Here is a 20832-nt window from a genome sequence, read left to right as displayed (position 1 = left end):
TCTAAGCGACGAGGTCTCCAGGCTTTGAATTGGGAAAGTAACGCCGCCGAACTTCCTCGTTGCGATGCCTGATGTCTTCCTGACTCGGGTAGCCGAGCATGTCGCTTGTGAAGTTATCAAAGTTATCGGTGCGAACTCGTCCGCTCAGGATGCCTGTAATATTCGGAATCAGGCCAAGCACCCCAAGTCCTCTCGCCGTTGGACCGCGAACTGGCTTGGGTGCGTGAGCCGGCGGCTCGACTTTTCCCCCGAAGGCGCGGGCTATGCTGGAGCGCTTGCCCCAGCGCGAGGAGTCTTCCTTGTGGCTCGCTCGATGCTGAGAGGGCTCCATAGGCCGTATGTTGTCGAGGGTGTTGGTTCCACCGTCGGCGATAGCTCGTATGTGGGCGACATCGTAGGGCTGGCCATCCAGAGTCCGTGGCCAAGCCCTACCGTTAGCGATCTCCCATTCGCGCCGAAGCCGGGGATTATGTGGATTGCCGATCTCTTGGAATTCGGCCGCCTCCCGCGTTGCTGGATTGGCGGGCAGGTAGGAGGGTCGGGCGGGTTCCTCGATATCTGACCAGGCGGTGCCAGCGCCGCCTCGGATGGCGCGATAGCCGCCGCCTCCATTGGGCATCCAGAGGACGTCATCGTTGCGCGCGACCGCCGGCTGTGGCGTCTCGATGGGTGCAAAGTCTGACTCCACGTGAGGCCGATTGTAGAAGTCCTGATAGCGTTGGTCCGCAGTCGCCCTTCGCTCAGCATCGATCTCGTCTGGCGTGCGTAGGTACCATCTTCGGAGCGCCTCGCCCTCGAGGCTTGCGGGATCAACGGAGACTCGAGGCATGTGCGCTCTCCATAAGGGCGCGCCACCGCGCAGGCCCGGTGGAGGCGATGCGAGTTGGCGTCGGGTTCTGTGGGAAAACGGTCGCGTTGCAGTGGGCCGTAAGCCTCTGACCGTGACAGAACTCTACCAAACTCACACACATCTGTCAAGAACAAAAAAAGAACAATCGATGAGGAGAGATCTCGACATCGGGTGCGAACGGGGCGCCTCAATCGTTTCAGTCCGGCTCGTCGGCCCTGTAGCTAGTCTCGAGGGTGCAAGCGATACCCTGGTCGTCGCCGTTCGCAGATTCTAAGCGCAAAACATCCTGGAAACGGAATTATGCGAAGATGTCTGACTTGGATTGATTCAAATTTTTCTAATAAACTCAGTATATTACTGAATATCAAAAGGGCTTGGAGACAAGCTTCTACGTTCCAATGGCGGATGGGGTGGGATTCGAACCCACGGTGAGCTTCCACCCACGGCGGTTTTCAAGACCGCTGCCTTAAACCACTCGGCCACCCATCCGGGAGGCGGCCTTCTATCAGTCCTTGGGGACGGGCTCCACCGGCCCGTCGATCAATCCGATATCCGTTCGACCTTCACCGACAGGCGGGGCCGCGAATAGGCGCGGCGCGAGAAGCGGATGGTTTCGGGAAGGAACAGGCCGAACGTCGGACGGTAGTCATAGATGACGTCGGTCACGATCACGCTCTCGTTGGCGGCCAGATAGCCCGAAGGCGCCGTGGGCGCCGCGGACGAGCCGTAGTCGCGCCGCGCGGTCCAGTCGACCGAGACGCTGCCGCTGCTGTTGGCGCTGAGGCTCGCCACGCGCTGCTGCAGGCTGGCGGTGGGGAACGGATGGATCATCGACGTGCTGGCCTGGAGGACGTCCTGCAGTTCAGCGTCCGTGATCGTCCGCGCCTGGGCGGTGATGTCGGCCATGACCGCGGCGATGTGGGCCACGTTGCGCTGCACCTGGTAGACCTGAAGCGCTTCGGCGGCCGCGATGTTCAGGGCGAAGATGATGGGGAAGATCAGCGCGAATTCGACCGCGGCGGCTCCCCGCTCCTCGCCTGCGGCGCGTTTGAGAAGGCGGATCATTCGAACGGCTCGTTCTTGAAGGCGGCCCGCGAGGCGATGGTCACCTCCAGCGGACCCGTGCGCCCGTTGCTGGTCGCCAGGAACGGGGTCATCAGCGGCCAGCGGTAGTTGGCCTTCACGATGATGATGTCGCCGGCGGCGCCCTTGTTGAACGAGTCGTCCGGCTGCTGCGCCGCGACCGCGTTGGCGTCGGCGAACCGGCTGAACCGCTGGACGCTGGTGGTCAGGCGGTCGCGGCACCGCCCTATGTCGCCGCCGAGCCGCGCGCAGATCTGATCCTTGAAAGCGGCGGTCGAATTGGCGGCGTCGTCGCGGCCCGTGCGGATGCGCCGGGACGCCTCGAAAACGGCGCTGTCGACCCCGCTGGTCATCATCCCCAGCATGCCGATCTCGATCAGCGAGAAGAGCGCGAAGATCAGCACCGGCGCGACGAACGCGAACTCGACCGCCGTCGCGCCCGACAGGTCCCGGCGGAACATCGCGAAGGTTCGGAGACGCGAAGGCATGCGGCCAGATAGCCGCGGCGAGGCAAACAACTCGCGTGGAAAAGCGGTTAAGCGCGATTAACGGCTCGGGCTAATGGCCGATTAGCTGTCCGTGGCTACCAGTGTCCGCACGTCTGCTTGTGTCCGACAGGATGGTGCGAATGCACAGGTTTCGGCTCGCCGGTCTACGCCGTCTGGTCCGTCCGCTCGACAACCAGGGCAATGTGGCGGTCGTGGCGGCGCTCGCCATGGCCCCGATCTGCGTGGCGGGATTGGGCGCCATGGATCTCGCCCGGGTGACAAGCGCCAAGTCGCAGCTCCAGGACGCCCTGGATGCGGCCGCGCTGGCCGCGGCGCGCACGAACGCCACCACCAACGGTGAGCTGAAGGCCCACGGCGACCGCTATCTGGCGCAGAACCTCCGCGTCAGCAGCGACTTCGCCCTGGCGGCGTCCAGTTTCACCTTCGCCGAGAATGGGCGTGTGGTCGCCTCGGCCGAACTGCGCGTCACGCCCTTTGTCGCGGGCCTGGTCACCGGCGGCGCGATGACCGTGGGCGCGTCGGCCGAAGTCGTCCGCGCCTCCAGCAAGGTCGAGGTCGCCCTCGTCCTCGACACCACGGGCTCGATGGAGGAAGGCACCAAGCTGCGCGACATGAAGAACGCCGCAAGGGCCTTCGTCACCAAGATGGAAGAGGCGGCGAACAAGGCGGTCGAGCCCAATTCGGTCAAGATCTCGCTCGTGCCCTTCGCCAACACGGTGCGCGTCGACGGCTCGACCTACCGGCACGCCACGTGGATCGACCAGAACGGCGTTTCTCCGATCAACAACGAGATCTTCACGACGGCCACGGGCACCCAGTTCGCCAACCGCTTCGCGCTCTTCAGCACGGTCGGAACGAGCTGGCGCGGCTGCCTGGAGATGCGCCAGGCGCCGTACGACATCCAGGACAACGAGCCCAAGGTGTCGAACCCCGCGACGCTCTACACGATCCACTTCGCCGTGGACGAACCCGACGTGAAGACGACCGGCTACGGCGCCAGCTATCAGAACGACTACCTCGGCGACGGGACCTCCAGCGTGAACTGGCGCGTGCGCCAGGGCAGCGTCACGAAATACGGCAACGCGAAGAAGGGCTCGATGAGCACCACCTTCGGTCCGAACCGCGGTTGCGGCGTGTCGCCGATCATGCGCCTGACCACTGATTTCGCCGGTCTTCGGACGGCGATCGGCAACCTGGACGCCAACGGCAACACCAACATCCCGATCGGGTTGATGTGGGGCTGGAACACCCTGCTGTCCTATGCGCCGTTCAGCGACGGCGTCCCCTACGGCACGGCCAAGCACAAGAAGATCATCGTGCTGATGACCGACGGCGAGAACACCATCGCCCAGCGGGATACGCCGAACGACGGCACCTATGCGGCGACGGGCTACATCTGGCAGCGTCGTGTGCTGAAGGCCAACGGCCTGCCGCTGGAACAGGGCGCGTCCACAAGCCAGCGCACCGCAGCCCTGGACTCGCGGCTGTCGAAGCTGTGCGACAACATCAAGGCCAAGGACGTCGAAATCTATACGATCCGGGTCGAGGTCAACACAGGCGACAGCGAGCTGCTGAAGACCTGCGCGACGAACCGCGACTACTATTACGACGTGAAGAGCTCCTCGACGCTGACGGCCGTGTTCCAGAGCATCGCCGGCCAGATCGCCGCCCTCCACCTCGCGCGCTGACCGCGCCGCCGGATGGGACGTCTCTAGACGGGGCGAAGGGGTTCCACAGGCCCGCCGGGCGGCTCCACGAGGATGGGGTCGCCCGCCCTCACCTCCCCGCCCCGGACCACGACCGCCATGACGCCGGCCTTCCGCACGGGCTCGCCGTCGGCGCCGCGGCCGAGGCACGCGGCCATCAGACCGGGCGCAAGCGCTTCCAGCTGAAGGCAGGGATTGCGCAGGCCCGTCACCATCACGACGGCCGATCCGCCGAGCCGCAGGCGCGCGCCCCGCGACAACCCCAGCAGATCCACGCCGCGGGTGGTGACGTTCTCGCCCATCAGGCCCGGCGAAATGTCGAATCCGCGCCCCGCCAGTTCGGTGAACAGCTCCTCGTGGATCAGGTGGACCTGCCGCAGGTTCGGCTGGTCGGGGTTGGCGCGGACCCGGCTTCGGTGCTTCACCGTCACGCCGTGATGGGCGTCGCCCTCGACGCCGTGGCCCTCGACCAGCCGGATAAGGAGCTGGTTCGGCTTGTCCACGCCGTGGCTGGCCTTGCGGCTGACGGCGACGACACAGGGCTCGGGCGTGTCTATGGGGCGTCCTCGTCGGGTACGGCCGAAAGCGGCGTGGCCACATCTTCGAGCGATTTGCGCTCGGCCGCCACGCCCAGCCACAGTTCCACGACGGCGGCGACGAGCATCAGGCTTCCCCCGAGCAGGTAGCCGTAGAAGATCTGGACACGCTCGCCGGTGTCGATCAGCGCACCGAAGAGCGCCGGTCCCGCCACGCCGCCCAGCAGGGTGCCCGCGGCGTAGAACAGCGAGATGGTGATGGCCCGGGTCTCGATGGGAAACAGCTCGCCCACCGTCAGATAGGCGGCGCTGGCGCCGGCCGAGGCGAAGAAGAAGATCACCATCCAGGCCGCCGTCTGGGTCTCGGCCGTCAGCCAGCCCTGCGCGAACATCCAGCCCACGACGCACAGCAAGGCGCCCGCGACCGCGTAGGTTCCCGAGATCATCGGTTTGCGGCCGACGGTGTCGAACAGTGGCCCCAGGAGCAGCGGCCCGGCCACGTTGCCCGCCGCGAACGGGAGGATGAACCAGCCCACGTTCTCGGTCGCCACGCCGTAGAACTTGGTCAGGACCAACGCATAGGTGAAGAAGATGGCGTTGTAGCAGAACGCCTGCGTGGCCATCAGCACGAGCCCCAGGCCCAGCCGGCGAGGGTGGCGCCGGAACAGGGTGGCCGCGACTTCCAGCCAGCTCGTGTGGCCCCGGCGGATGTAGCGGATACGCCGCAGTGGCCCGCCATCGGTCGGCGAGAGGCCGGCGCGATGCTCGACGCCCGCGACGATGGCCTCGGCCTCCTCGGGTCGCCCGTGGGTCAGCAGCCAGCGTGGACTCTCGGGGATGTAGCGGCGGATGTAGAGCACGATCAGCCCCATCGCCCCGCCGATGACGAAGGCGAGCCGCCAGCCCAGCGCGGGATCGATCCGGGCCGGGTCCAGCACCACCAGCGAGCCCAGCGCGCCCAGGGCGGCCCCCACCCAGAAACTGCCGTTGATGGCCAGGGCCACGCGCCCGCGATGTCGCGCGGGGATCAGTTCGTCGATCGCCGAATTGATGGCGCCGTACTCGCCGCCGATCCCGGCGCCGGTCAGGAACCGGAAGAGGACGAACGACCAGAAGTCCCATGCGAAGCCGGTGGCCACGGTCGCCAGCAGATAGACCGCGACCGTGATCGTGAAGAGGCGCTTGCGGCCGAACCGGTCGGTCAACCGGCCGAAGAACACCGCGCCCAGCACCGCGCCCAGGATATAGGCGCTGCCGGTCAAGCCGATCTGGGTCGCGGTCAGGTTCAGCCCGTCCGGGCCCTGGATCGCCGGAGCCAGCGCGCCGACCAGCGTCACCTCCAGGCCATCCAGGATCCAGGTGATCCCCAGCGCGGCGATGACCAGCCAGTGGAAGCGGCCGAACGGCAGGCGGTCAAGCCGCGCCGGCACGTCTGAGGTGAAGGTGTCTCTCATGCGCCCTCATGCTCAAGCTGCGAGGCGGTGTTTTTGTTCCCGCCCGGCTCGTGTATCTGCCCCGTCCATGACGACGGACGAAATCCTGGTCGACGCGCGCGGCCACCGCTGTCCGGTGCCCACGCTCCGGCTCCGGCGGGCGCTGGAAGCCGCCGCGCCGGGGATCAGGGTCCGCCTGCTGGCCGACGACCCCCTCGCCCGGATCGATGTCCCCCACTTCGCCGCCGAGGCCGGCGCCGAACTCGCGGAGCGCTCGGAGGGGCCGGACGGGGAACTGGTTTTCGTCGTGGTCCGCCCCGTTCCGGACCCGGTCTAGGCGCGCGTCGAGACCGGCGTTCGCCGACTGTGGGCGGCGATCTCGATCTCGGTGGCCAGAGCGCCGCCGAAGAAGACCGCATTCACGTTCCAGGACAACCAGATCAGGAAGACGACCACCGTCGCGACCGAGCCATAGGTCGCACCGAGTTGCACGATCTGCTCCACATAGACCCCCAGGCCCCAGGAGGCGAAGATGCAGAGGCCCGCCGCCGCCGCGCCGCCCACCAGCGAGGCGCGCCACTCGACCGGCTCCCTGGACATGGCCCACCGGTAGATCAGCGCCATGCCCAGTGTCATGCCCACGCTGGCCCAGGTCCACTCGCTGTAGAGCCACGGCGCCCCGCGCAGGGGACGAAGGTCCAGGGTTTCGCCCAGGATCCGGAACGTGAAGAAGACGGTCGACAGGACGCCCAGCGCCGCCATGGCCGCAATCAGCACGGCCAGCGCAAGCAGGTTGAACCCCACGAAACCGCGGGGATCGTCCTCGTCATGGATGAACGACAAGCCGGCCAGCAGCGCCTTGAAGCCGCGGTGGGCCGCATAGCCGCCGATCAGCAGCGCCAGCCCGCTCTGGGTCGATATGGCGGCGGTGGGCGCGCTGGCCAGCCGCACCAGTTCGCTTTCGAAGATCAGTCGGGCGGCGTCGGGCATGATCCGGGCCATGGTCTCGGCCTGCCGCGCCATGACGGCCGGATCGGCCAGCACGCTGTAGAGGCCGATGGCGATGGCCAGCGCCGGGAAGATGGCCAGCATCACGAAGAACGAGACGCCGCCGTTGTACAGCATCACGTCGCGTCCCCAGAGGCGCGTCAACGACTTGCCCAGCACCGTGAGGCTGAGGCGGACCGCCATGAGGGGGTCGAAGTCGCGCGCCCGAAGGCGGCGGATCGGCTCGGGCAGTCTCATGCGCGCGGAACTTGGCCGCCGACTCGGCTTGAAGCAAGGGTGCGGCGGATCTGGATCGCCATAACGGCGCGCCGCCAGGGTAAGCAGGCGACGCGCCGCCGATGGGCGTGTCGTTCCATCCGGGCCGGTCGCCGCTTCGAGGGACGGGAGAGCGCGGTGACCGATCCGAGCGTCAAATTGCGCGCGAGCGGCTGAACCGCGCCTGAACGCGCCTTTCAGGTAAGTGTCGGCCGTGGCCGACCTCAGGCCAGCGCGCCCGCCGACTTCAGGGCGCCGATTTCGGCGTCGCTGAAGCCCCAGTCCGTCAGCGCCTCGCGGTCGTGCGCGCCGATGGCCGGCGGCGGCCCCTGGATGGCGCCCGGCGTGGCCGAGAACCGCGGCGCCGGCGCGGGCTGGGTCACACCCGCCACCTCGACGAACGTCTGCCGCGCCACGTTGTGCGGATGCTTCGGCGCCTCGTCCAGGTCGAGCACCGGCGCGAAGCAGACGTCGGTGCCGCCCATGATCTGGGTCCATTCGTCCCGGGTCTTCCGGGCGATCACCGCGGCCAGCTTCTCGCGCAGGTCCGGCCACATCGACCGGTCGTGCTGGCGCTGGAAGTCGGGATCGTCGATGCCGGTCTTCTCCAGCAGCAGGGCATAGAACTGCGGCTCGATCGAGCCGATCGAGACCCATTTGCCGTCGCTGCACTGGTAGGTGTCGTAGAAGTGCGCCCCGCCGTCGAGCAGGTTCGAGCGCCGCTCTTCCTTCCAGCCGCCGGCGCCCTTGAAGCCGTAGAACATGGCCATCAGCGAGGCGGCGCCGTCGCTCATGGCGCAGTCCACCACCTGGCCCTGGCCGGTCTCGCGCGCCTGGATCACCCCGGCCAGGACGCCGAAGGCGAGGTAGAGCGCGCCGCCGCCGAAGTCGCCCACGAGGTTCAGCGGCGGGACGGGCTTGTCCTGGGTGCCGATGGCGTGCAGCGCGCCGGTGATGGCGATGTAGTTCATGTCATGGCCCGCCGCGTGGGCGTAGGGGCCCGTCTGGCCCCAGCCGGTCATGCGACCGTAGACCAGCCTGGGATTGCGCTTCAGCGCCACGTCCGGCCCCAGGCCCAACCGCTCCATCACGCCGGGGCGGAAGCCCTCGATGATGGCGTCGGCCTTCTCCATCAGCTTGAGGCAGGTCTCCACCGCCTCGGGCGTCTTGAGATCCAGCGCCACCGAGCGGCGGCCGCGGCTGGTCACGTCGCTGGGCGCGCCGCGGCCCTGGCCCTTGCGGTCGATCCGCACGACGTCGGCGCCCAGGTCCGAGAGCAGCATGCCGCAGAACGGCCCCGGGCCGATCCCCGCGAACTCCACGATCTTCAGACCCGACAGCGGTCCCTGGCCCATGCGTCTCTCCCTGGCTTTCGGAGTCGATCTAGGCGCGTTTCCGCTTCGTCAGCCAACCGTTCAGCCGCCGCCGGGCAGCGACTGGCCGTCGTCCACGGTGATGATGCTGCCGGTGATGGCCCCGGCGGCGGGCCCCACCAGCATCAGGAAGGCCGCGTCGAGGTCCGACGCGTCCATGAGCCGCCGGCGGGGAAACCCCTTGAGCTGCTTCTGTCCGCCCTCGGTCGGCCACCACGTATCGTTGATCGCCGTCTCGATGTAGCCGGGGCAGAGCGCGTTGACCGCCAGGCCGCGCCGCGCCCACTCGCGCGCCAGGCTGCGCGTCAGCATCGCCACCGAGGCCTTCGAGCCGCAATAGGCCGAGAGTCCTGGCAGCACCGTATGGCTGGCGATCGAGGCGATGTTCAGGATTCGGCCCTCGACCCCGGCGGCGATCATCCGCCGCGCCGCCTCGCGGGCGGCGAAGAAGGTTCCGCGCACATTGACCGCGAAGGTGTTGTCGAAATCCTCGATGGAGATGTCGAGCGCCAGCCCCTCCCCGCCCACGCCGGCGTTGTTGACCAGGATGTCCAGCCCGCCCAGGTCCGCCTGGACCCGGTCCAGCGCCGGCGCGATCGCATGCGCTTCGGCGACGTCCAGGCCGTAGGCGACCGCGCGGCCGCCCGCGGCGTTGATCTCGTCCGCCAGCGCCTGGATCTTGTCCACCCGGCGCGCGGTGATCGCCACCGCCGCTCCGTTCTGAGCCAGCAGCCGCGCGAAATGGGCCCCGAGGCCCCCGCTCGCGCCCGTGATGACCGCCACCTTGCCCTTCAGATCCGCGCCCAACGCCGCTCTCCCTTCGATCTCTTCCTGGCTGCCTTTCCGGGCGGCCGACACCGTTCCGCAACGGCTGCGACAACGAAACGCTTCCGCAACCTGCCCGGAGTTATGGGACAACCTTCCGACCCCGCGCGATTCCGTGCTTAGGACAGACGGGGGCCGATTGGGATGGGGATATGACGGCAGGGGTCCAGGCGCGAGTGTTGATCGTCGCCCGTGACGATTCCACGGCCGGGCCGCTCGCCGAGGGGCTCGACCGTCTGGGATGGCGTACGGTGACCGCCCGCACGGAGGCTGCGGCGCGCGTGGCCCTGGCCGACCTCCAGGTCCAGGCGGCCATCGTCGACCTCTCCGCGCTCGACGATCCGGCCGCGGGCCTCGCCGAACGCCTGCGGACGGCCTGTGCGCCGCGCCGGCTTCCCGTGCTGGCCATGGGCGCGCCGGACGTGCTGCGCTCCGCCCCGCTCCACGACCACGGCGGATTCGACCTCACCCTCGCAGGACCGCTGCATCCCGCGCAGGCGGCCATGCGGCTGGAGACCCTGGTCCGCACCGCCGTCGCGGAAGAGGAACTCGAGATCCGGGTCGAGACCTTCGCCGAGCGCGGACACGCCTTCGACGCGCCGGCCGATGATCCCGCGCCCTTCCGCATCCTGGCCATCGGCGAGCCGGCGCCGCAGTTCCTGGCGCTCTCGAACGCGCTCGCCCGGCACGGCGCCGAAGTGGTCGGCGCCTTCACCGCCTTCACCGCCTTCGACTACCTGCATGAACGGCCTTTCGACGCCGTTGTGCTGTGGGCCGCCGACAATCCGCACGAGGCGCTCTCGATCGCCGCGGGGCTGCGCCGCAACACCCGCCTCTATCACACGCCCGCCCTGCTCTACATGCGGGCCGAATCGGCGGTCACGACGGCCGAGGCCTACCATCGGGGCATTTCGGACGTGGCCTCCCCCGAGACGCCCGAATCCGAGACCGCCCTCCGCGTCGTGGAACTGGCGCGCGCCTACCGGCGGCAGAAATCGGTCCGCGCCGCCCTGGAGCAGGCGCGCCATTCGGGGCTGATGGACGCGGCGACGGGCCTCTTCACCCGCGATCTCTTCGCCGCCCACCTCATGCGCCTGGCCCGCAGCGCAAAGGCGCGCAACCGGCCGCTGAGCGTGTGCATGCTCAAGGTGGCCGAGAAGGCCGACCTCCACGCGCCGCGCACGGGCGGCTGGGTGGCGCGCGCCATCCCGCAGATCGGCTCGATGATCGGCCGCCTGGTCCGCGTCGAAGACACGGCGGCCCGCCTGGCGCCCGAAGTGTTCGCCCTCGCCTTGCCCTCGACGTCCTTCCATGCGGCGCGGGCCGCCGGCGAGCGGATCGCCGCCGTCATCGGCTGCACCGCCTTCGAGGCGGGCTCGGGCGCCACGCCCTTCGTCGTCGAGTTCGACCTGGGCGTGGCCGAGGTCACGTCGCCGGACGGCGTGGGCTACGCTCTCGAACAGGCCGCCGCCATGGCCCAGTCGCGCATCGCGAGCTGAGCGCCCGGCGCCGGCGACGACTTGCCTACTTCTTGACGGGCGCCGAGGCGGGCCGTGCGGACGCGGCGAGCCGCGTGTTGACGTTGCGCAGATCCTGGGTGCGGCCGTTCAGCTCGGCGCTGCAACGCTGCAGTTCGGCCTGCGCCTGTTGCGGCGGCAGCTTCGCCGCTTCCGCCTTGATGAGGCCCTCGACGCGGGACACGGGCCCGCGCGCGGTCAGGCGCCCCAGGTAGAAATAGACGCCCTTGGCGGCCTGCTCGGCCTGCTTCGGATCGTTGCCGATCACCTGCAGAACCATGAGGCAGCGGACGTCGGCGGCGTCGGTGCTCTGGGCCATCGCCGGTGCGGCCGAGCCGCTCAGCAGGAGGGCCAGGATCGGGGCGGCCAGCATGGGGACGGCATGGCGCATGTGAAGACTCCTCGCGCCGGCGCTCAGGCGGCCAGCTTCGCCAGTTCGGACAACACCTTCTCAGCGGCGTCGAGCCGCTGCTTCGGCGTATCCCATTCCCCCTTTACGACAACCTTATGGTCGGGCCGCAGCCGCCAGGCGATGGGGTTCTTGGCCACGAAATCCACCAGGCTGCCCGGGTTCTTGAAGACGTCGTTGCGGAACGTCACGACGGCGCCCTTGGGTCCCACGTCGATCTTGGCGACGTTGGCCTCGCGGCAAAGCCCCTTGATCGCCACCACCTTGAGAAGCTGGTCGGCCTCGGGCGGCAGCGGTCCGAAGCGGTCGATCAGCTCGGCCGCCAGGGCCTCCCGGTCCTGCGCCTTCTCGGCGTCGGAGATCCGCCGGTAGAGCGCCAGGCGCACGTTCAGGTCGGGCACGTAGGCGTCGGGGATGAGCACCGCCGCGCCGGTGTTGATCTGTGGCGACCAGCCACGGTCGGCGAGCGCCTCGTCCGGCCCGCCGCGGGCCTTCAGCTCGGCGACCGCGTCCTCCAGCATCTGCTGGTACAGCTCGACGCCGATCTCGCGGATGTGCCCCGACTGTTCCTCGCCCAGCAGGTTGCCGCCGCCGCGGATGTCCAGGTCGTGGCTGGCGAGCTGGAAGCCGGCGCCCAGATTATCCAGGGATTGCAGCACCTTCAGGCGCTTTTCTGCGGAAAGCGTGATCTGTCGCTCGGCCGGCGTGGTGAGATAGGCGTAGGCCCGCGCCTTCGACCGGCCCACGCGCCCGCGGAGCTGGTACATCTGCGCCAGGCCGAACATGTCGGCCCGGTGGATGATCATGGTGTTGGCCGTCGGGATGTCCAGGCCGCTCTCGACGATCGTGGTCGACAGCAGCACGTCGTACTGGCCGTCGTAGAAGGCGGTCATCACCTCCTCAAGCTGGGTGGGGGCCATCTGGCCGTGGCCCACGACGAACTTCACCTCCGGGACCTGCTCGCGCAGGAAGCGCTCCAGCTCGGGCAGGTCGCTGATCCGCGGGGCGACGAAATAGGCCTGGCCGCCCCGATACTTCTCGCGCAGCAGCGCCTCGCGGACGACGACCGGGTCCCAGGGCGTGATGTAGGTGCGCACCGCCAGGCGGTCGACCGGCGGCGTGGCGATGATCGACATCTCCCGGATGCCGCTGAGCGACATCTGCAGCGTCCGCGGGATCGGCGTCGCCGTCAGGGTCAGCATGTGGACGTCGGCGCGCAGCGCCTTGAGCGTCTCCTTGTGCTTGACGCCGAAGTGCTGCTCCTCGTCCACGATCACGAGGCCCAGGGTCTTGAAGCTGACCTGCTTCGAGAGCACGGCGTGGGTGCCCACCACGATCTCGACCTCGCCCTTGGCCAGGCCGTCGCGCGTCTCGGCCTGCTCCCTGGCCGGGACCAGGCGCGAGAGGCGGCGCACCCGCACGGGCCAACCCTCGAACCGCTCGGAGAAGGTCTTGTAGTGCTGTCGCGCCAGCAGCGTGGTCGGCGCCACGATCGCCACCTGCTGTCCGCTCATGGCGACCACGAAGGCGGCGCGCAACGCCACCTCGGTCTTGCCGAAGCCCACGTCGCCGCAGATCAGCCGGTCCATCGGCCGCCCGGCCGCCAGGTCCTCCAGCACGTCGCCGATGGCATGGAGCTGGTCGTCGGTCTCCTCGTAGGGGAACCGGGCGCAGAACTCGTCGAACAGGCCCTGGGGCGGATCGACCGCGTCGGTGGATTTCGTCGCCCGCTCGGCCGCGATGCGGATCAGGCCGTCCGCCATCTCGCGCAGGCGTTCCTTCGCCCGCGCCTTGCGGCCCTGCCACGCCGCCCCGCCCAGGCGGTCGAGCTGCACGCCCTCGCCGTCGGCGCCGTAGCGGGTCAGGAGGTCGATGTTCTCGACCGGCAGGTACAGCTTGGCCTCGCCGCCGTACTGGAGCTCCAGGGTGTCGTGCGGCGCCCCCTGGACGTCCAGGGTCTTCAGGCCCAGGTAGCGGCCGATCCCGTGGTCGATGTGGACCACGAGATCGCCGGGCGTCAGCGCCGACGCCTCGGCCAGGAAGTTCGACGCCCGGCGGCGCTTCCGCGGCCGCGCCAGCCGGTCGCCCAGGATGTCGGTCTCGGAGATGACCGCGAGCGAGTCGGTCTCGAACCCGGCGTCCAGCGGCAGGACCACGCGCTGGGGCGTCTTCGGATCGGCGGCCTTCGCCGCGTCCCAGTAGGGCGCGAGCGGCAGGCTTCCCAGGCCGTGGTCGGTCAGCATGTGGCCCAGGCGGTCGGACGAACCCTCGGACCACGACGCGAACAGCACGCGCTTTCCGCCAGCGGACAGCCTGTTGGCGTGATCGACCGTGGCCTCGAACAGGTTGACGCTGTCCAGCTTGCGCTCGGCCGAGAAGTTGCGCCCGGCCCGCGCGCCCATGTCGATGACCGCCTCGCCCTCGGCTTCGTTGAAGGCCGAGAACCGCCGCGTCGGCCGCGCACGGAGCTGCTCGTCCCATTCGTCGGCTTCGAGGTACAGCCGCGTGGGCTCCAGCGGGTGGTAGTGGACGCGCCGCTCGGCGCTGGCGCGGGCCTCGTAGGCGTCGGTCACCATGGCCAGCCGCTCGTCGCGGGCGTCGCGGGCCAGATGGTCCAGGGCGATCGCCGTATCCGCCGGGAGGTAGTCGAACAGCGTCGCCAGTTCGGAATAGAACAGCGGCAGGTAGTGCTCCATCCCCGCGCGCCGGCCGCCCTCCGAGATCGCGGCGTAGAGCGGGTCGTCGCCCGGCGCGCCGAACGCCTCCAGATAGCCGGTGCGGAAGCGGCTGATGGCGGCCTTGTCCACCAGCGCCTCGCTGACGGGCAACAGCGAGATTTCCGAGAGCTGGCGCGTCGAGCGCTGGGTCTCGGGCTCGAAGGCCCGGATCGATTCCAGGATGTCGCCGAACAGGTCCAGGCGCACCGGCTCCTCGGCCCCGGGCGGGAACACGTCGATCACCCCGCCCCGGATGGCGAATTCGCCCTTCTCCGAGACCGTCGAGGCGCGGCTGTAGCCGTTGACCGCGAAATAGGCCTCGACCTCGGCCATGTCGACGGCGTTCCCCGTCCGCGCCGAATAGCTCGCCCCCTGGACCGCCGCCCTGGGCGGGGTGCGCTGGACCAGCGCCGGCACGGTGGTGAGCAGCAGCCGCGGTTTCGCGTCCAGTCCTGCGGCCAGCCGCGCCAGCGTCGTCATCCGCTGGGCCGCCACACCCGCCGATGGGCCGATGCGGTCGTACGGCAGGCAATCCCAGGCCGGGAAGGTCAGGACCTCCACGCCCTGCGCGAAGAAGGCGAAGGCGTCGGCGAAGGCCGAAAGGCGCGCGGCGTCGCGGGCGACGAAGACGGAGAGTCCCTTGCGGGCCTTCACGAGGTCGGCCGTCACCAGGGCGTCGAAGCCCTCGGGCGCGCCCACCAGGTCCAGGCGGCCGGGATCGTCGGCCACCCGACGCATCAAGGCGCGAGGATCGGGGCGATTCCCATCAGCCATCGGAACCGTCCCCGCCCTGGCGTTCGGCCTGCCCCTTCGGCGAGATGCCTTTATAAGCTTCGTCCCGGAACGCCTTGAGTTTGCTCATCAAGACACCGTCGAACTCGGCGGGCGTCGCCTTTCGTTCCAGAATCCAGTCGTAGAGGTCCTGGTCCGGCTGCTCCAGCAGCGCCTCGAACCAGTCCAGTTCGGCCGCGCCGAACGTCGGGACATGCCTGTCCGCGAACGGCCCCAGGATGAGGTCCGCTTCCCGGAAGCCGCGGCGCCAGGCGCGCAGCTTCAGCTTCTTCAGCCGTGCATCGTCTTCGGTCGTCATCGAGAGGGGCCGGATATAGAGCCGGGCGCGCCCGGACGCCAGTCGGCTATGCTGGAAGAATGCGGCCGCAGATTCTGTTCCCGCTCTTCGCCCCGGTCACGTCCCTCAAGGGCGTGGGCCCGCGCGTGGCTCCGCTGCTGGAGCGCGTGGCCGGCCCGATCGTGCGCGACGTGCTGTGGCTGAGGCCCCATTCGGTCATCCGGCGCACGCCGGCCATGTTGGCCCAGTCGATCGACGGTCAGGTCATGACCTTCGACGTGACGATCGACGCCTATGAGCGCCCGCGCGCCCGCGCCCAGCCGTGGAAGGTGCGGGTCAGCGACGACACCGGCTTCCTGACCCTGGTCTTCTTCGGGGCCTATGGCGACCAGCTCGAGAAGCGCCACCCGGTCGGCGCCCGCCGGATCGTCTCGGGCCGGGTCGAGGACGATCGCTACGGCCGCCAGATGGTCCATCCCGACTACATCCAGCCGCCCGACAAGGCGGGCGAGATCCCCGAGGTCGAGGCGATCTATCCCGCCACCGAGGGTCTGCCCGCCCGCCGTGTCCGCGCCTTCGTGGAGGAGGCCCTGGCCCGCGCCCCCGACCTGCCCGAGTGGCAGGACCCCGCCTGGCGGGCCCGCGAGGGCTATCCCTCCTGGCGCGAGGCGCTGGAGCGGCTTCACCATCCTGTCGGCGAGGCCGATCTGTCGCCCATGAGCCGCAGCCAGCGCCGGCTGGCCTACGACGAACTGCTGGCCCACCAGCTCGCCATGGCCCAGCGCAAGGCCGCCCGCCGCCGCGAACCGGGCGCGAAGATTCCGCCCAGCGCCCTCGCCGACCGGCTCCAGGCCGGCCTCCCCTTCGCCTTCACGGGCGCCCAGGCCCGCGCCCTCGCCGACATCCGGGCCGATCTCGCCGCCGGCGAGCGGATGAGCCGGCTGATCCAGGGGGACGTGGGCTCGGGCAAGACGGTGGTGGCCATGTGCGCGATGGCCGACGTGGCCGGGGCCGGAGGGCAGAGCGCCCTGATGGCGCCCACCGAGATCCTCGCCCGCCAGCACTACGAAACCATCTCCGAACCCCTGGCCGCCCTGGGCGTCGGTGTCGTCCTGCTGACCGGCCGCGACACGGGCGCCGCCCGCGCCGAGAAGCTGCGCGCCCTGGCCGCGGGCGAGGCGCGGGTGGCCGTGGGCACCCACGCGCTCTTCCAGGACGAGGTGGCCTTCGAGCGCCTGCAACTGGTGGTCATCGACGAGCAGCACCGCTTCGGCGTCGCCGAGCGCCAGCGCCTCCAGGCCAAGGGCCAGGCCGTCCACCTCGCCGCCATGTCGGCCACGCCGATTCCCCGCACGCTGGAGCTGACGATGTACGGCGACCTCGACGTCAGCCGCATCGACGAGAAGCCGCCCGGCCGGACGCCCGTGGCCACCCGCGCCGTCCCCATGCCGCGCCTGCCCCAGATCGTCGAGCGCCTGCGCGAAGCCGTGCGCGGCGGCGCCCAGGCCTTCTGGATCTGTCCCCTCGTTGCGGAGTCCGAGGTCAGCGACCTGGCCGCCGCGGAGACGCGCGCCGCCGAACTCCGCCGCGAACTGGGCCCCCAGGCGGGCGCACGTGTCGGCCTCGTCCACGGCAAGCTGAGCGGCGGCGAGAAGGACGCCGTCATGGCCGACTTCGCCGATGGCCGCCTCTCGGTCCTGGTCGCCACGACCGTCGTCGAGGTGGGCGTCAATGTGCCCAACGCCACCATCATGGTCATCGAACAGGCCGAGCGGTTCGGCCTGGCCCAGCTCCACCAGCTCCGGGGGCGGGTGGGCCGCGGCCATCGCGAGAGCGCCTGCGTCCTGCTGTACGATCCGCCGCTGTCCCGGATCGCCGAGCAGCGGCTCGACATCCTGCGCCGCACCGACGACGGCTTCGTCATCGCCGAGAAGGACCTGGAACTGCGCGGCGGCGGCGATGCGCTCGGCCTGCGCCAGAGCGGCCTGCCCGACTACGCCTTCGCCGATCCCTTCGCCCACCGCGACCTCATCGCCGTGGCCGGCGACGACGCACGCCTGATCGTCTCGCAGGACCCGGACCTGGCCTCCCCCCGCGGCCAGGCGCTCCAGGTCCTCCAGGAGCTCTTCGACTGGAAAGCCGGCCTCGCGCTGCGGGATGCCGGGTGACGCTGCTGCGCTCCCTGCGACCGCTTCGCGGCCACCTCCCTCGCTGGCGGGGAGGACTCATGAGCTTCAGCTCCTCCCCCGAAGGGAACACTTCGGGGGAGGTGGCCCCCGGACTTGTCCGGGGGACGGAGGGGGCGTGAACGCCCTACCCCGCCGCCCGCGCCAACCCCGCCAGGGCCTGCCGGCCGGCGATCAGCGACTGGCCCAGCACCATCCCCCGCCACACCTCGGTGTCGACGTAGAAGGCGTCGCGCACCTGGGCCTTGATCGCCTCGCCCTCCGCGCTCAGCGGGTCGCCGTGGGCGTGCAGCCAGTTGTCGGCCCGCAGGGCCTCCAGCACCTGGTTGCTCTCGACCGTGCCGTACTCCAGCGCGATCCCGGTCACGCGGGCGTGGGACAGGAGGCCCGGGGTGGCGTCCAGCCAGTCGCCCGCCAGCTTGGCCGAGACCGATTCGCCGCCGCTCTGGCTGGCCACGGCCAGCCCGTGCCACAGGGCCGCGCGCCGGTATTCGTCGGAGCCGGGCATGGCGCTGACGATCTGCTCGGCATAGCCCTCGGGGCCGAGGCCCGTGTGATAGTCGATGATCCCGACGTCGCGGGCCGCCGACAGCCGCTCGCGGAAGATCGCCGTCAGCGTCCGCCGCGACCAGGTCTCGGCCTGGCCGCCGTAGAAGATGCCGTCCGCATGCCGGTACTGGCCGCCCGACATCGCCTGGACCAGCGCCGGGAACCCGTGTTCCCGCGCATAGCCCAGCAGGATCGCCCGCGACTCGTTCCGCGCCGCCTCGGTCCAGGCCTGTGGCTTCACCGCGTGGTGGAGGGCGTCATAGGCGGGGTTCTCGGGCAGCGGCTTTCCGAAGTCGATGAAGTTGCGGTTCAGGTCGACGTTCTCGTGCGTCACCCGCCGGCTCCAGGCGAAGCCGTAGGGATTGATCGCGTGGACCAGCATCACGGCCACGTTCGCCGCCCGGCGCACGGCTTCGCCGCGCCGCAGCCAGTCCACCTGCGCGCCCGAGCCGCAGTGGCCCTCGACGCCGTGCGTGCCCGACACCAGCACCAGGACGCCGGCCGCGTCGGCCGGCCCGATCCAGGCCACGTCGGTGGCCAGTTCGCCGCCGTCCGGCCCCCGCTCGGGATGGGCATGGGCGCTGAGCGAGGCGCCGGCCGCCGTCGCCGCCGCCAGGAACTTCTCTCGCGCCTCGGCATAGGTCGCGCTGAACGGCGAACCCGGAGCCAGACTGGGCATCAGACGCGGACCATCCGCTTGCCCCGGTTCTCGCCGGCCAGCAGGCCGACCAGAGCCTGGGGCAGGTTCTCCAGGCCGTCGATCACGTCCTCCTGCACCTTGAGTTGGCCCGACGCCACCCAGCCCTGGAGGTCGGCCAGGGCCTTGTCGTTCTGGTCGGCGAAATCCATCACCACGAAGCCGCGCAGCGTCAGCCGCTTGGTGACGATCAGCCCCGGGACGCCGCGCGGCCCGTGTGGCGGCGCGGCGCCGTCGTACTGCGAGACCGCCCCGCAGCAGGCGATCCGCCCGTGGTTCTTCATCGCGAACAGGCAGGCCTCGAAGACGTCACCGCCGGTGTTGTCGAAGAACACGTCGACGCCGTCGGGCACGGCGGCGCGAAGCTGGCGCTTGAACTCGGGGCTCTTGTAGTCGACCGCCGCGTCGAACCCGAGCGTCTCGGTCAGCCAGCGGCCTTTCTCCTCGCCGCCGGCGATCCCCACCACGCGGCAGCCCTTGATCTTCGCGATCTGGCCCACGATCGAGCCCACCGAACCGGCGGCGGCCGAGATCACGACCGTCTCGCCCGCCTTGGGCCGGCCGCACTCCAGCAGGCCGAAATAGGCCGTCAGGCCCGCGATCCCGTACACGCTGAGCAGGTGGGTCTCGGGCTTCAGGTCGGGCAGTTTCGACAGCCTGGCCCCCGGCAGGACGGCGTACTCCTGCCAGCCGCCGTCGGCGAACACGAGGTCGCCGGGCTTCAGGTGATCGACGTTCGACTCCACGACCTCGTGCAGGCCGCCGCCCGCCATCACCTGGCCCGAGGCCAGGGCCGAGCGATAGGTGGCGCCTTGCATCCAGGCGCGGTTGGCCGCGTCCAGCGAGATGTAGCGCGCCTTCAGCAGCACCTCGCCCGCGCCGGGCGACGGCTGCTCGGCCACGTTCACGGCGAAGTGCTCGGGTCCGAGCCGCTCACCCCCGGGCAGGCGGTCCAGCACGATCTGGCGGTTGGCGGTCATGGCGGTCTCCCCGATGTCTTGTTCTGTCGTCAGCGTTTCACGAGCGCCGCCAGACGGCCAGCCTGCGTTTCGCGTCGGCCTCGAGGTCGGCGTAGAAGAGGTTGAATCCCGGAACCTTGCGGCGGTCGGCCCAGCCGCCCGTGGGCTTCAGCGCCGACGACGCCGGCCGGCTCACCCGCAGGACCCCGCCCTGGCAACGCGCCGAGACCTTCCGCGCCATGAAGGCCGGCCGCGCGCCCCATTCGAGGCCCGTGGCGTTGGCCGCCCCCAGGTGCATCCGGGCCGGCGCCGGCTGATCGGTGACCGCCCCCAGGATCGGATTGAAGCACAGCGCCGGCCGCGGGCTGAGGTTCACCAGTTCGCCCCGGACGTTCCACACCAGCGCGCGGTCCAGCAGGCGCTTCGCGGCGTCGAATTCGTCGGCGTAGACGCTCGCCCAGGCCGCCATGCACCGCGCCTGCTCCCGTTCGACGCAGGGCGCGACGGGCGGGGCTTCGGCCGGAGCGACGGTGTCGATCAGGTAGGCGGCCACCATCCGGGCCTTCAGCTCGGGGTCCCGGGCCACCTCCTCGGCCAGCAGCCGCAGCGCCAGGGTGCCGCCCTGCTCCACGCCCACCAGGATGAAGGGGCGGCCGCCGTTGTCCTGGTCGATGTACCAGCGGAAGGAGTCGCGGACGTCGCCATAGGCGAACTGCCGCGCCTCGCGCGCGTCCTCGCGCAAGGTGGTCAGGCTGTAGAGGCTGGCCTGGCGGTAGCGCGGCGCGAACACCCGGCCCACGGTCACGAACGGCCCGACGTAGTTCGGCGCCATCACCTCCTCGAACTGGCGATTGGCCTTGCGGGCTGTCAGCCGCGCGTTCCAGTTCCGGCCGCCGTCGTAGGTGGTCGGCGCGACGAAGAAGACGTCCGCCTCCAGCACGCTCGCGGGATGGGGACGCAGGTACCAGGAGGACGATCGCGCATAGTCCGGCGGCGTGGGCGGGTCGTACGTCTGGAACGGGACCTTCGGATCGAGCGCCGTCGACACCAGATCGCCCCAGAACACCGCCAGCGCCGCACTCATGACGACGGCCAGCCCCAGGAGGCTCGGCAGCAGCCAGCGCCGGCGCCGGGGCGGCGGGCCCTCCATT

At 69.9% G+C, this 20832-nt stretch carries 18 protein-coding genes and 1 tRNA gene; 4 read left to right on the top strand and 15 right to left on the bottom strand.

Going from position 1 to position 20832, the window contains the following annotated elements:
* Position 1: 1 nt before the first annotated feature.
* From WG212_RS01635 to WG212_RS01620, 4 genes are all read right to left on the bottom strand, one after another.
* The gene (locus WG212_RS01635; RefSeq protein ID WP_337185320.1) at positions 2-829 is read right to left on the bottom strand and encodes an HNH endonuclease signature motif containing protein; all 828 of its coding nucleotides are present in this window, start codon (positions 827-829) and stop codon (positions 2-4) included.
* A 420-nt stretch (positions 830-1249) separates the two neighbouring features.
* Positions 1250-1339: transfer RNA gene (locus WG212_RS01630), tRNA-Ser, on the bottom strand.
* 51 nt (positions 1340-1390) lie between these two features.
* Entirely contained in the window at positions 1391-1915 is a 525-nt protein-coding gene (locus WG212_RS01625; protein WP_337185319.1) for a TadE/TadG family type IV pilus assembly protein, read from the bottom strand.
* The gene (locus WG212_RS01620) at positions 1912-2421 is read right to left on the bottom strand and encodes a TadE/TadG family type IV pilus assembly protein (RefSeq protein WP_337185318.1); all 510 of its coding nucleotides are present in this window, start codon (positions 2419-2421) and stop codon (positions 1912-1914) included. Before WG212_RS01620 ends, WG212_RS01625 begins: the two co-directional genes overlap by 4 nt.
* Positions 2422-2561: 140 nt before the next feature.
* Between WG212_RS01620 and WG212_RS01615 the strand changes: the two genes are divergently transcribed.
* Positions 2562-4130, top strand: a complete 1569-nt coding sequence (locus WG212_RS01615) for a vWA domain-containing protein (protein WP_337185317.1) — start codon at positions 2562-2564, stop codon at positions 4128-4130.
* 23 nt (positions 4131-4153) lie between these two features.
* Here the strand turns inward: WG212_RS01615 and WG212_RS01610 are convergent, their stop codons facing one another.
* The gene (locus WG212_RS01610) at positions 4154-4651 is read right to left on the bottom strand and encodes an MOSC domain-containing protein (RefSeq protein ID WP_337185316.1); all 498 of its coding nucleotides are present in this window, start codon (positions 4649-4651) and stop codon (positions 4154-4156) included.
* Positions 4652-4701: 50 nt separating this feature from the next.
* A complete protein-coding gene (locus WG212_RS01605; RefSeq protein WP_337185315.1) occupies positions 4702-6138 on the bottom strand; it encodes an MFS transporter in 1437 nt (478 codons plus the stop codon).
* A 67-nt stretch (positions 6139-6205) separates the two neighbouring features.
* Between WG212_RS01605 and WG212_RS01600 the strand changes: the two genes are divergently transcribed.
* On the top strand, positions 6206-6454 hold the full coding sequence (locus WG212_RS01600; protein WP_337185314.1) for a sulfurtransferase TusA family protein: 249 nt from the start codon (positions 6206-6208) through the stop codon (positions 6452-6454).
* Here the strand turns inward: WG212_RS01600 and WG212_RS01595 are convergent.
* The 3 genes from WG212_RS01595 to WG212_RS01585 all read right to left on the bottom strand — a co-directional run bounded on the left by WG212_RS01595 (position 6451) and on the right by WG212_RS01585 (position 9560).
* Positions 6451-7362 carry a YihY/virulence factor BrkB family protein gene (locus WG212_RS01595; RefSeq protein ID WP_337185313.1) on the bottom strand — a complete coding sequence of 304 codons (912 nt, stop codon included), beginning with the start codon at positions 7360-7362 and terminating at the stop codon, positions 6451-6453. The two genes, WG212_RS01600 and WG212_RS01595, sit on opposite strands and share 4 nt — an antisense overlap.
* 242 nt (positions 7363-7604) lie before the next feature.
* Positions 7605-8735, bottom strand: a complete 1131-nt coding sequence (locus WG212_RS01590; RefSeq protein ID WP_337185312.1) for a CaiB/BaiF CoA-transferase family protein — start codon at positions 8733-8735, stop codon at positions 7605-7607.
* 60 nt (positions 8736-8795) lie between these two features.
* Positions 8796-9560 (bottom strand): SDR family NAD(P)-dependent oxidoreductase, encoded by a 765-nt coding sequence (locus WG212_RS01585; RefSeq protein WP_337185311.1) that lies wholly within the window; start codon positions 9558-9560, stop codon positions 8796-8798.
* 170 nt (positions 9561-9730) lie between these two features.
* Between WG212_RS01585 and WG212_RS01580 the strand changes: the two genes are divergently transcribed.
* Positions 9731-11077, top strand: a complete 1347-nt coding sequence (locus WG212_RS01580; RefSeq protein WP_337185310.1) for a diguanylate cyclase — start codon at positions 9731-9733, stop codon at positions 11075-11077.
* Positions 11078-11102: 25 nt separating this feature from the next.
* Here the strand turns inward: WG212_RS01580 and WG212_RS01575 are convergent, their stop codons facing one another.
* The 3 genes from WG212_RS01575 to WG212_RS01565 are packed head-to-tail and all read right to left on the bottom strand — an operon-like array spanning position 11103 to position 15311.
* On the bottom strand, positions 11103-11486 hold the full coding sequence (locus tag WG212_RS01575) for a hypothetical protein (RefSeq protein WP_337185309.1): 384 nt from the start codon (positions 11484-11486) through the stop codon (positions 11103-11105).
* A 23-nt stretch (positions 11487-11509) separates the two neighbouring features.
* Positions 11510-14959 (bottom strand): transcription-repair coupling factor, encoded by a 3450-nt coding sequence (gene mfd, locus WG212_RS01570; protein ID WP_337185420.1) that lies wholly within the window; start codon positions 14957-14959, stop codon positions 11510-11512.
* 28 nt (positions 14960-14987) lie between these two features.
* The gene (locus WG212_RS01565; RefSeq protein WP_337185308.1) at positions 14988-15311 is read right to left on the bottom strand and encodes a succinate dehydrogenase assembly factor 2; all 324 of its coding nucleotides are present in this window, start codon (positions 15309-15311) and stop codon (positions 14988-14990) included.
* A 59-nt stretch (positions 15312-15370) separates the two neighbouring features.
* Between WG212_RS01565 and recG the strand changes: the two genes are divergently transcribed.
* A complete protein-coding gene (recG, locus tag WG212_RS01560) occupies positions 15371-17458 on the top strand; it encodes an ATP-dependent DNA helicase RecG (protein WP_337185307.1) in 2088 nt (695 codons plus the stop codon).
* A gap of 145 nt (positions 17459-17603) precedes the next feature.
* Here recG and WG212_RS01555 read toward each other — a convergent pair whose 3' ends face one another.
* From WG212_RS01555 to WG212_RS01545, 3 genes are read right to left on the bottom strand one after another with little or no spacing between them, the layout of a single operon-like run.
* Positions 17604-18704 (bottom strand): M14 family metallopeptidase, encoded by a 1101-nt coding sequence (locus WG212_RS01555; protein WP_337185306.1) that lies wholly within the window; start codon positions 18702-18704, stop codon positions 17604-17606.
* Complete coding sequence (locus WG212_RS01550; protein WP_337185305.1) at positions 18704-19702, bottom strand: NADP-dependent oxidoreductase; 999 nt, start codon at positions 19700-19702, stop codon at positions 18704-18706. Before WG212_RS01550 ends, WG212_RS01555 begins: the two co-directional genes overlap by 1 nt.
* Positions 19703-19739: 37 nt before the next feature.
* Positions 19740-20831 carry a DUF3089 domain-containing protein gene (locus tag WG212_RS01545; RefSeq protein ID WP_337185304.1) on the bottom strand — a complete coding sequence of 364 codons (1092 nt, stop codon included), beginning with the start codon at positions 20829-20831 and terminating at the stop codon, positions 19740-19742.
* Position 20832: the final 1 nt, after the last annotated feature.

Origin of the sequence: Phenylobacterium sp. (assembly GCF_037189685.1) — a bacterium.
GTDB lineage: Bacteria > Pseudomonadota > Alphaproteobacteria > Caulobacterales > Caulobacteraceae > Phenylobacterium.
This window is presented reverse-complemented; position numbering and strand designations above follow the sequence as displayed.

Coding starts and splice junctions, on each gene's coding strand:
- WG212_RS01635 (WP_337185320.1), bottom strand. CDS start 829: ATGCCTCGAGTCTCCGTTGATCCCGCAAGCCTCGAGGGCGAGGCGCTC.
- WG212_RS01625 (WP_337185319.1), bottom strand. CDS start 1,915: ATGATCCGCCTTCTCAAACGCGCCGCAGGCGAGGAGCGGGGAGCCGCC.
- WG212_RS01620 (WP_337185318.1), bottom strand. CDS start 2,421: ATGCCTTCGCGTCTCCGAACCTTCGCGATGTTCCGCCGGGACCTGTCG.
- WG212_RS01615 (WP_337185317.1), top strand. CDS start 2,562: ATGCACAGGTTTCGGCTCGCCGGTCTACGCCGTCTGGTCCGTCCGCTC.
- WG212_RS01605 (WP_337185315.1), bottom strand. CDS start 6,138: ATGAGAGACACCTTCACCTCAGACGTGCCGGCGCGGCTTGACCGCCTG.
- WG212_RS01600 (WP_337185314.1), top strand. CDS start 6,206: ATGACGACGGACGAAATCCTGGTCGACGCGCGCGGCCACCGCTGTCCG.
- WG212_RS01595 (WP_337185313.1), bottom strand. CDS start 7,362: ATGAGACTGCCCGAGCCGATCCGCCGCCTTCGGGCGCGCGACTTCGAC.
- WG212_RS01590 (WP_337185312.1), bottom strand. CDS start 8,735: ATGGGCCAGGGACCGCTGTCGGGTCTGAAGATCGTGGAGTTCGCGGGG.
- WG212_RS01580 (WP_337185310.1), top strand. CDS start 9,731: ATGACGGCAGGGGTCCAGGCGCGAGTGTTGATCGTCGCCCGTGACGAT.
- WG212_RS01575 (WP_337185309.1), bottom strand. CDS start 11,486: ATGCGCCATGCCGTCCCCATGCTGGCCGCCCCGATCCTGGCCCTCCTG.
- mfd (WP_337185420.1), bottom strand. CDS start 14,959: ATGCGTCGGGTGGCCGACGATCCCGGCCGCCTGGACCTGGTGGGCGCG.
- WG212_RS01565 (WP_337185308.1), bottom strand. CDS start 15,311: ATGACGACCGAAGACGATGCACGGCTGAAGAAGCTGAAGCTGCGCGCC.
- recG (WP_337185307.1), top strand. CDS start 15,371: ATGCGGCCGCAGATTCTGTTCCCGCTCTTCGCCCCGGTCACGTCCCTC.
- WG212_RS01555 (WP_337185306.1), bottom strand. CDS start 18,704: ATGCCCAGTCTGGCTCCGGGTTCGCCGTTCAGCGCGACCTATGCCGAG.
- WG212_RS01550 (WP_337185305.1), bottom strand. CDS start 19,702: ATGACCGCCAACCGCCAGATCGTGCTGGACCGCCTGCCCGGGGGTGAG.
- WG212_RS01545 (WP_337185304.1), bottom strand. CDS start 20,831: ATGGAGGGCCCGCCGCCCCGGCGCCGGCGCTGGCTGCTGCCGAGCCTC.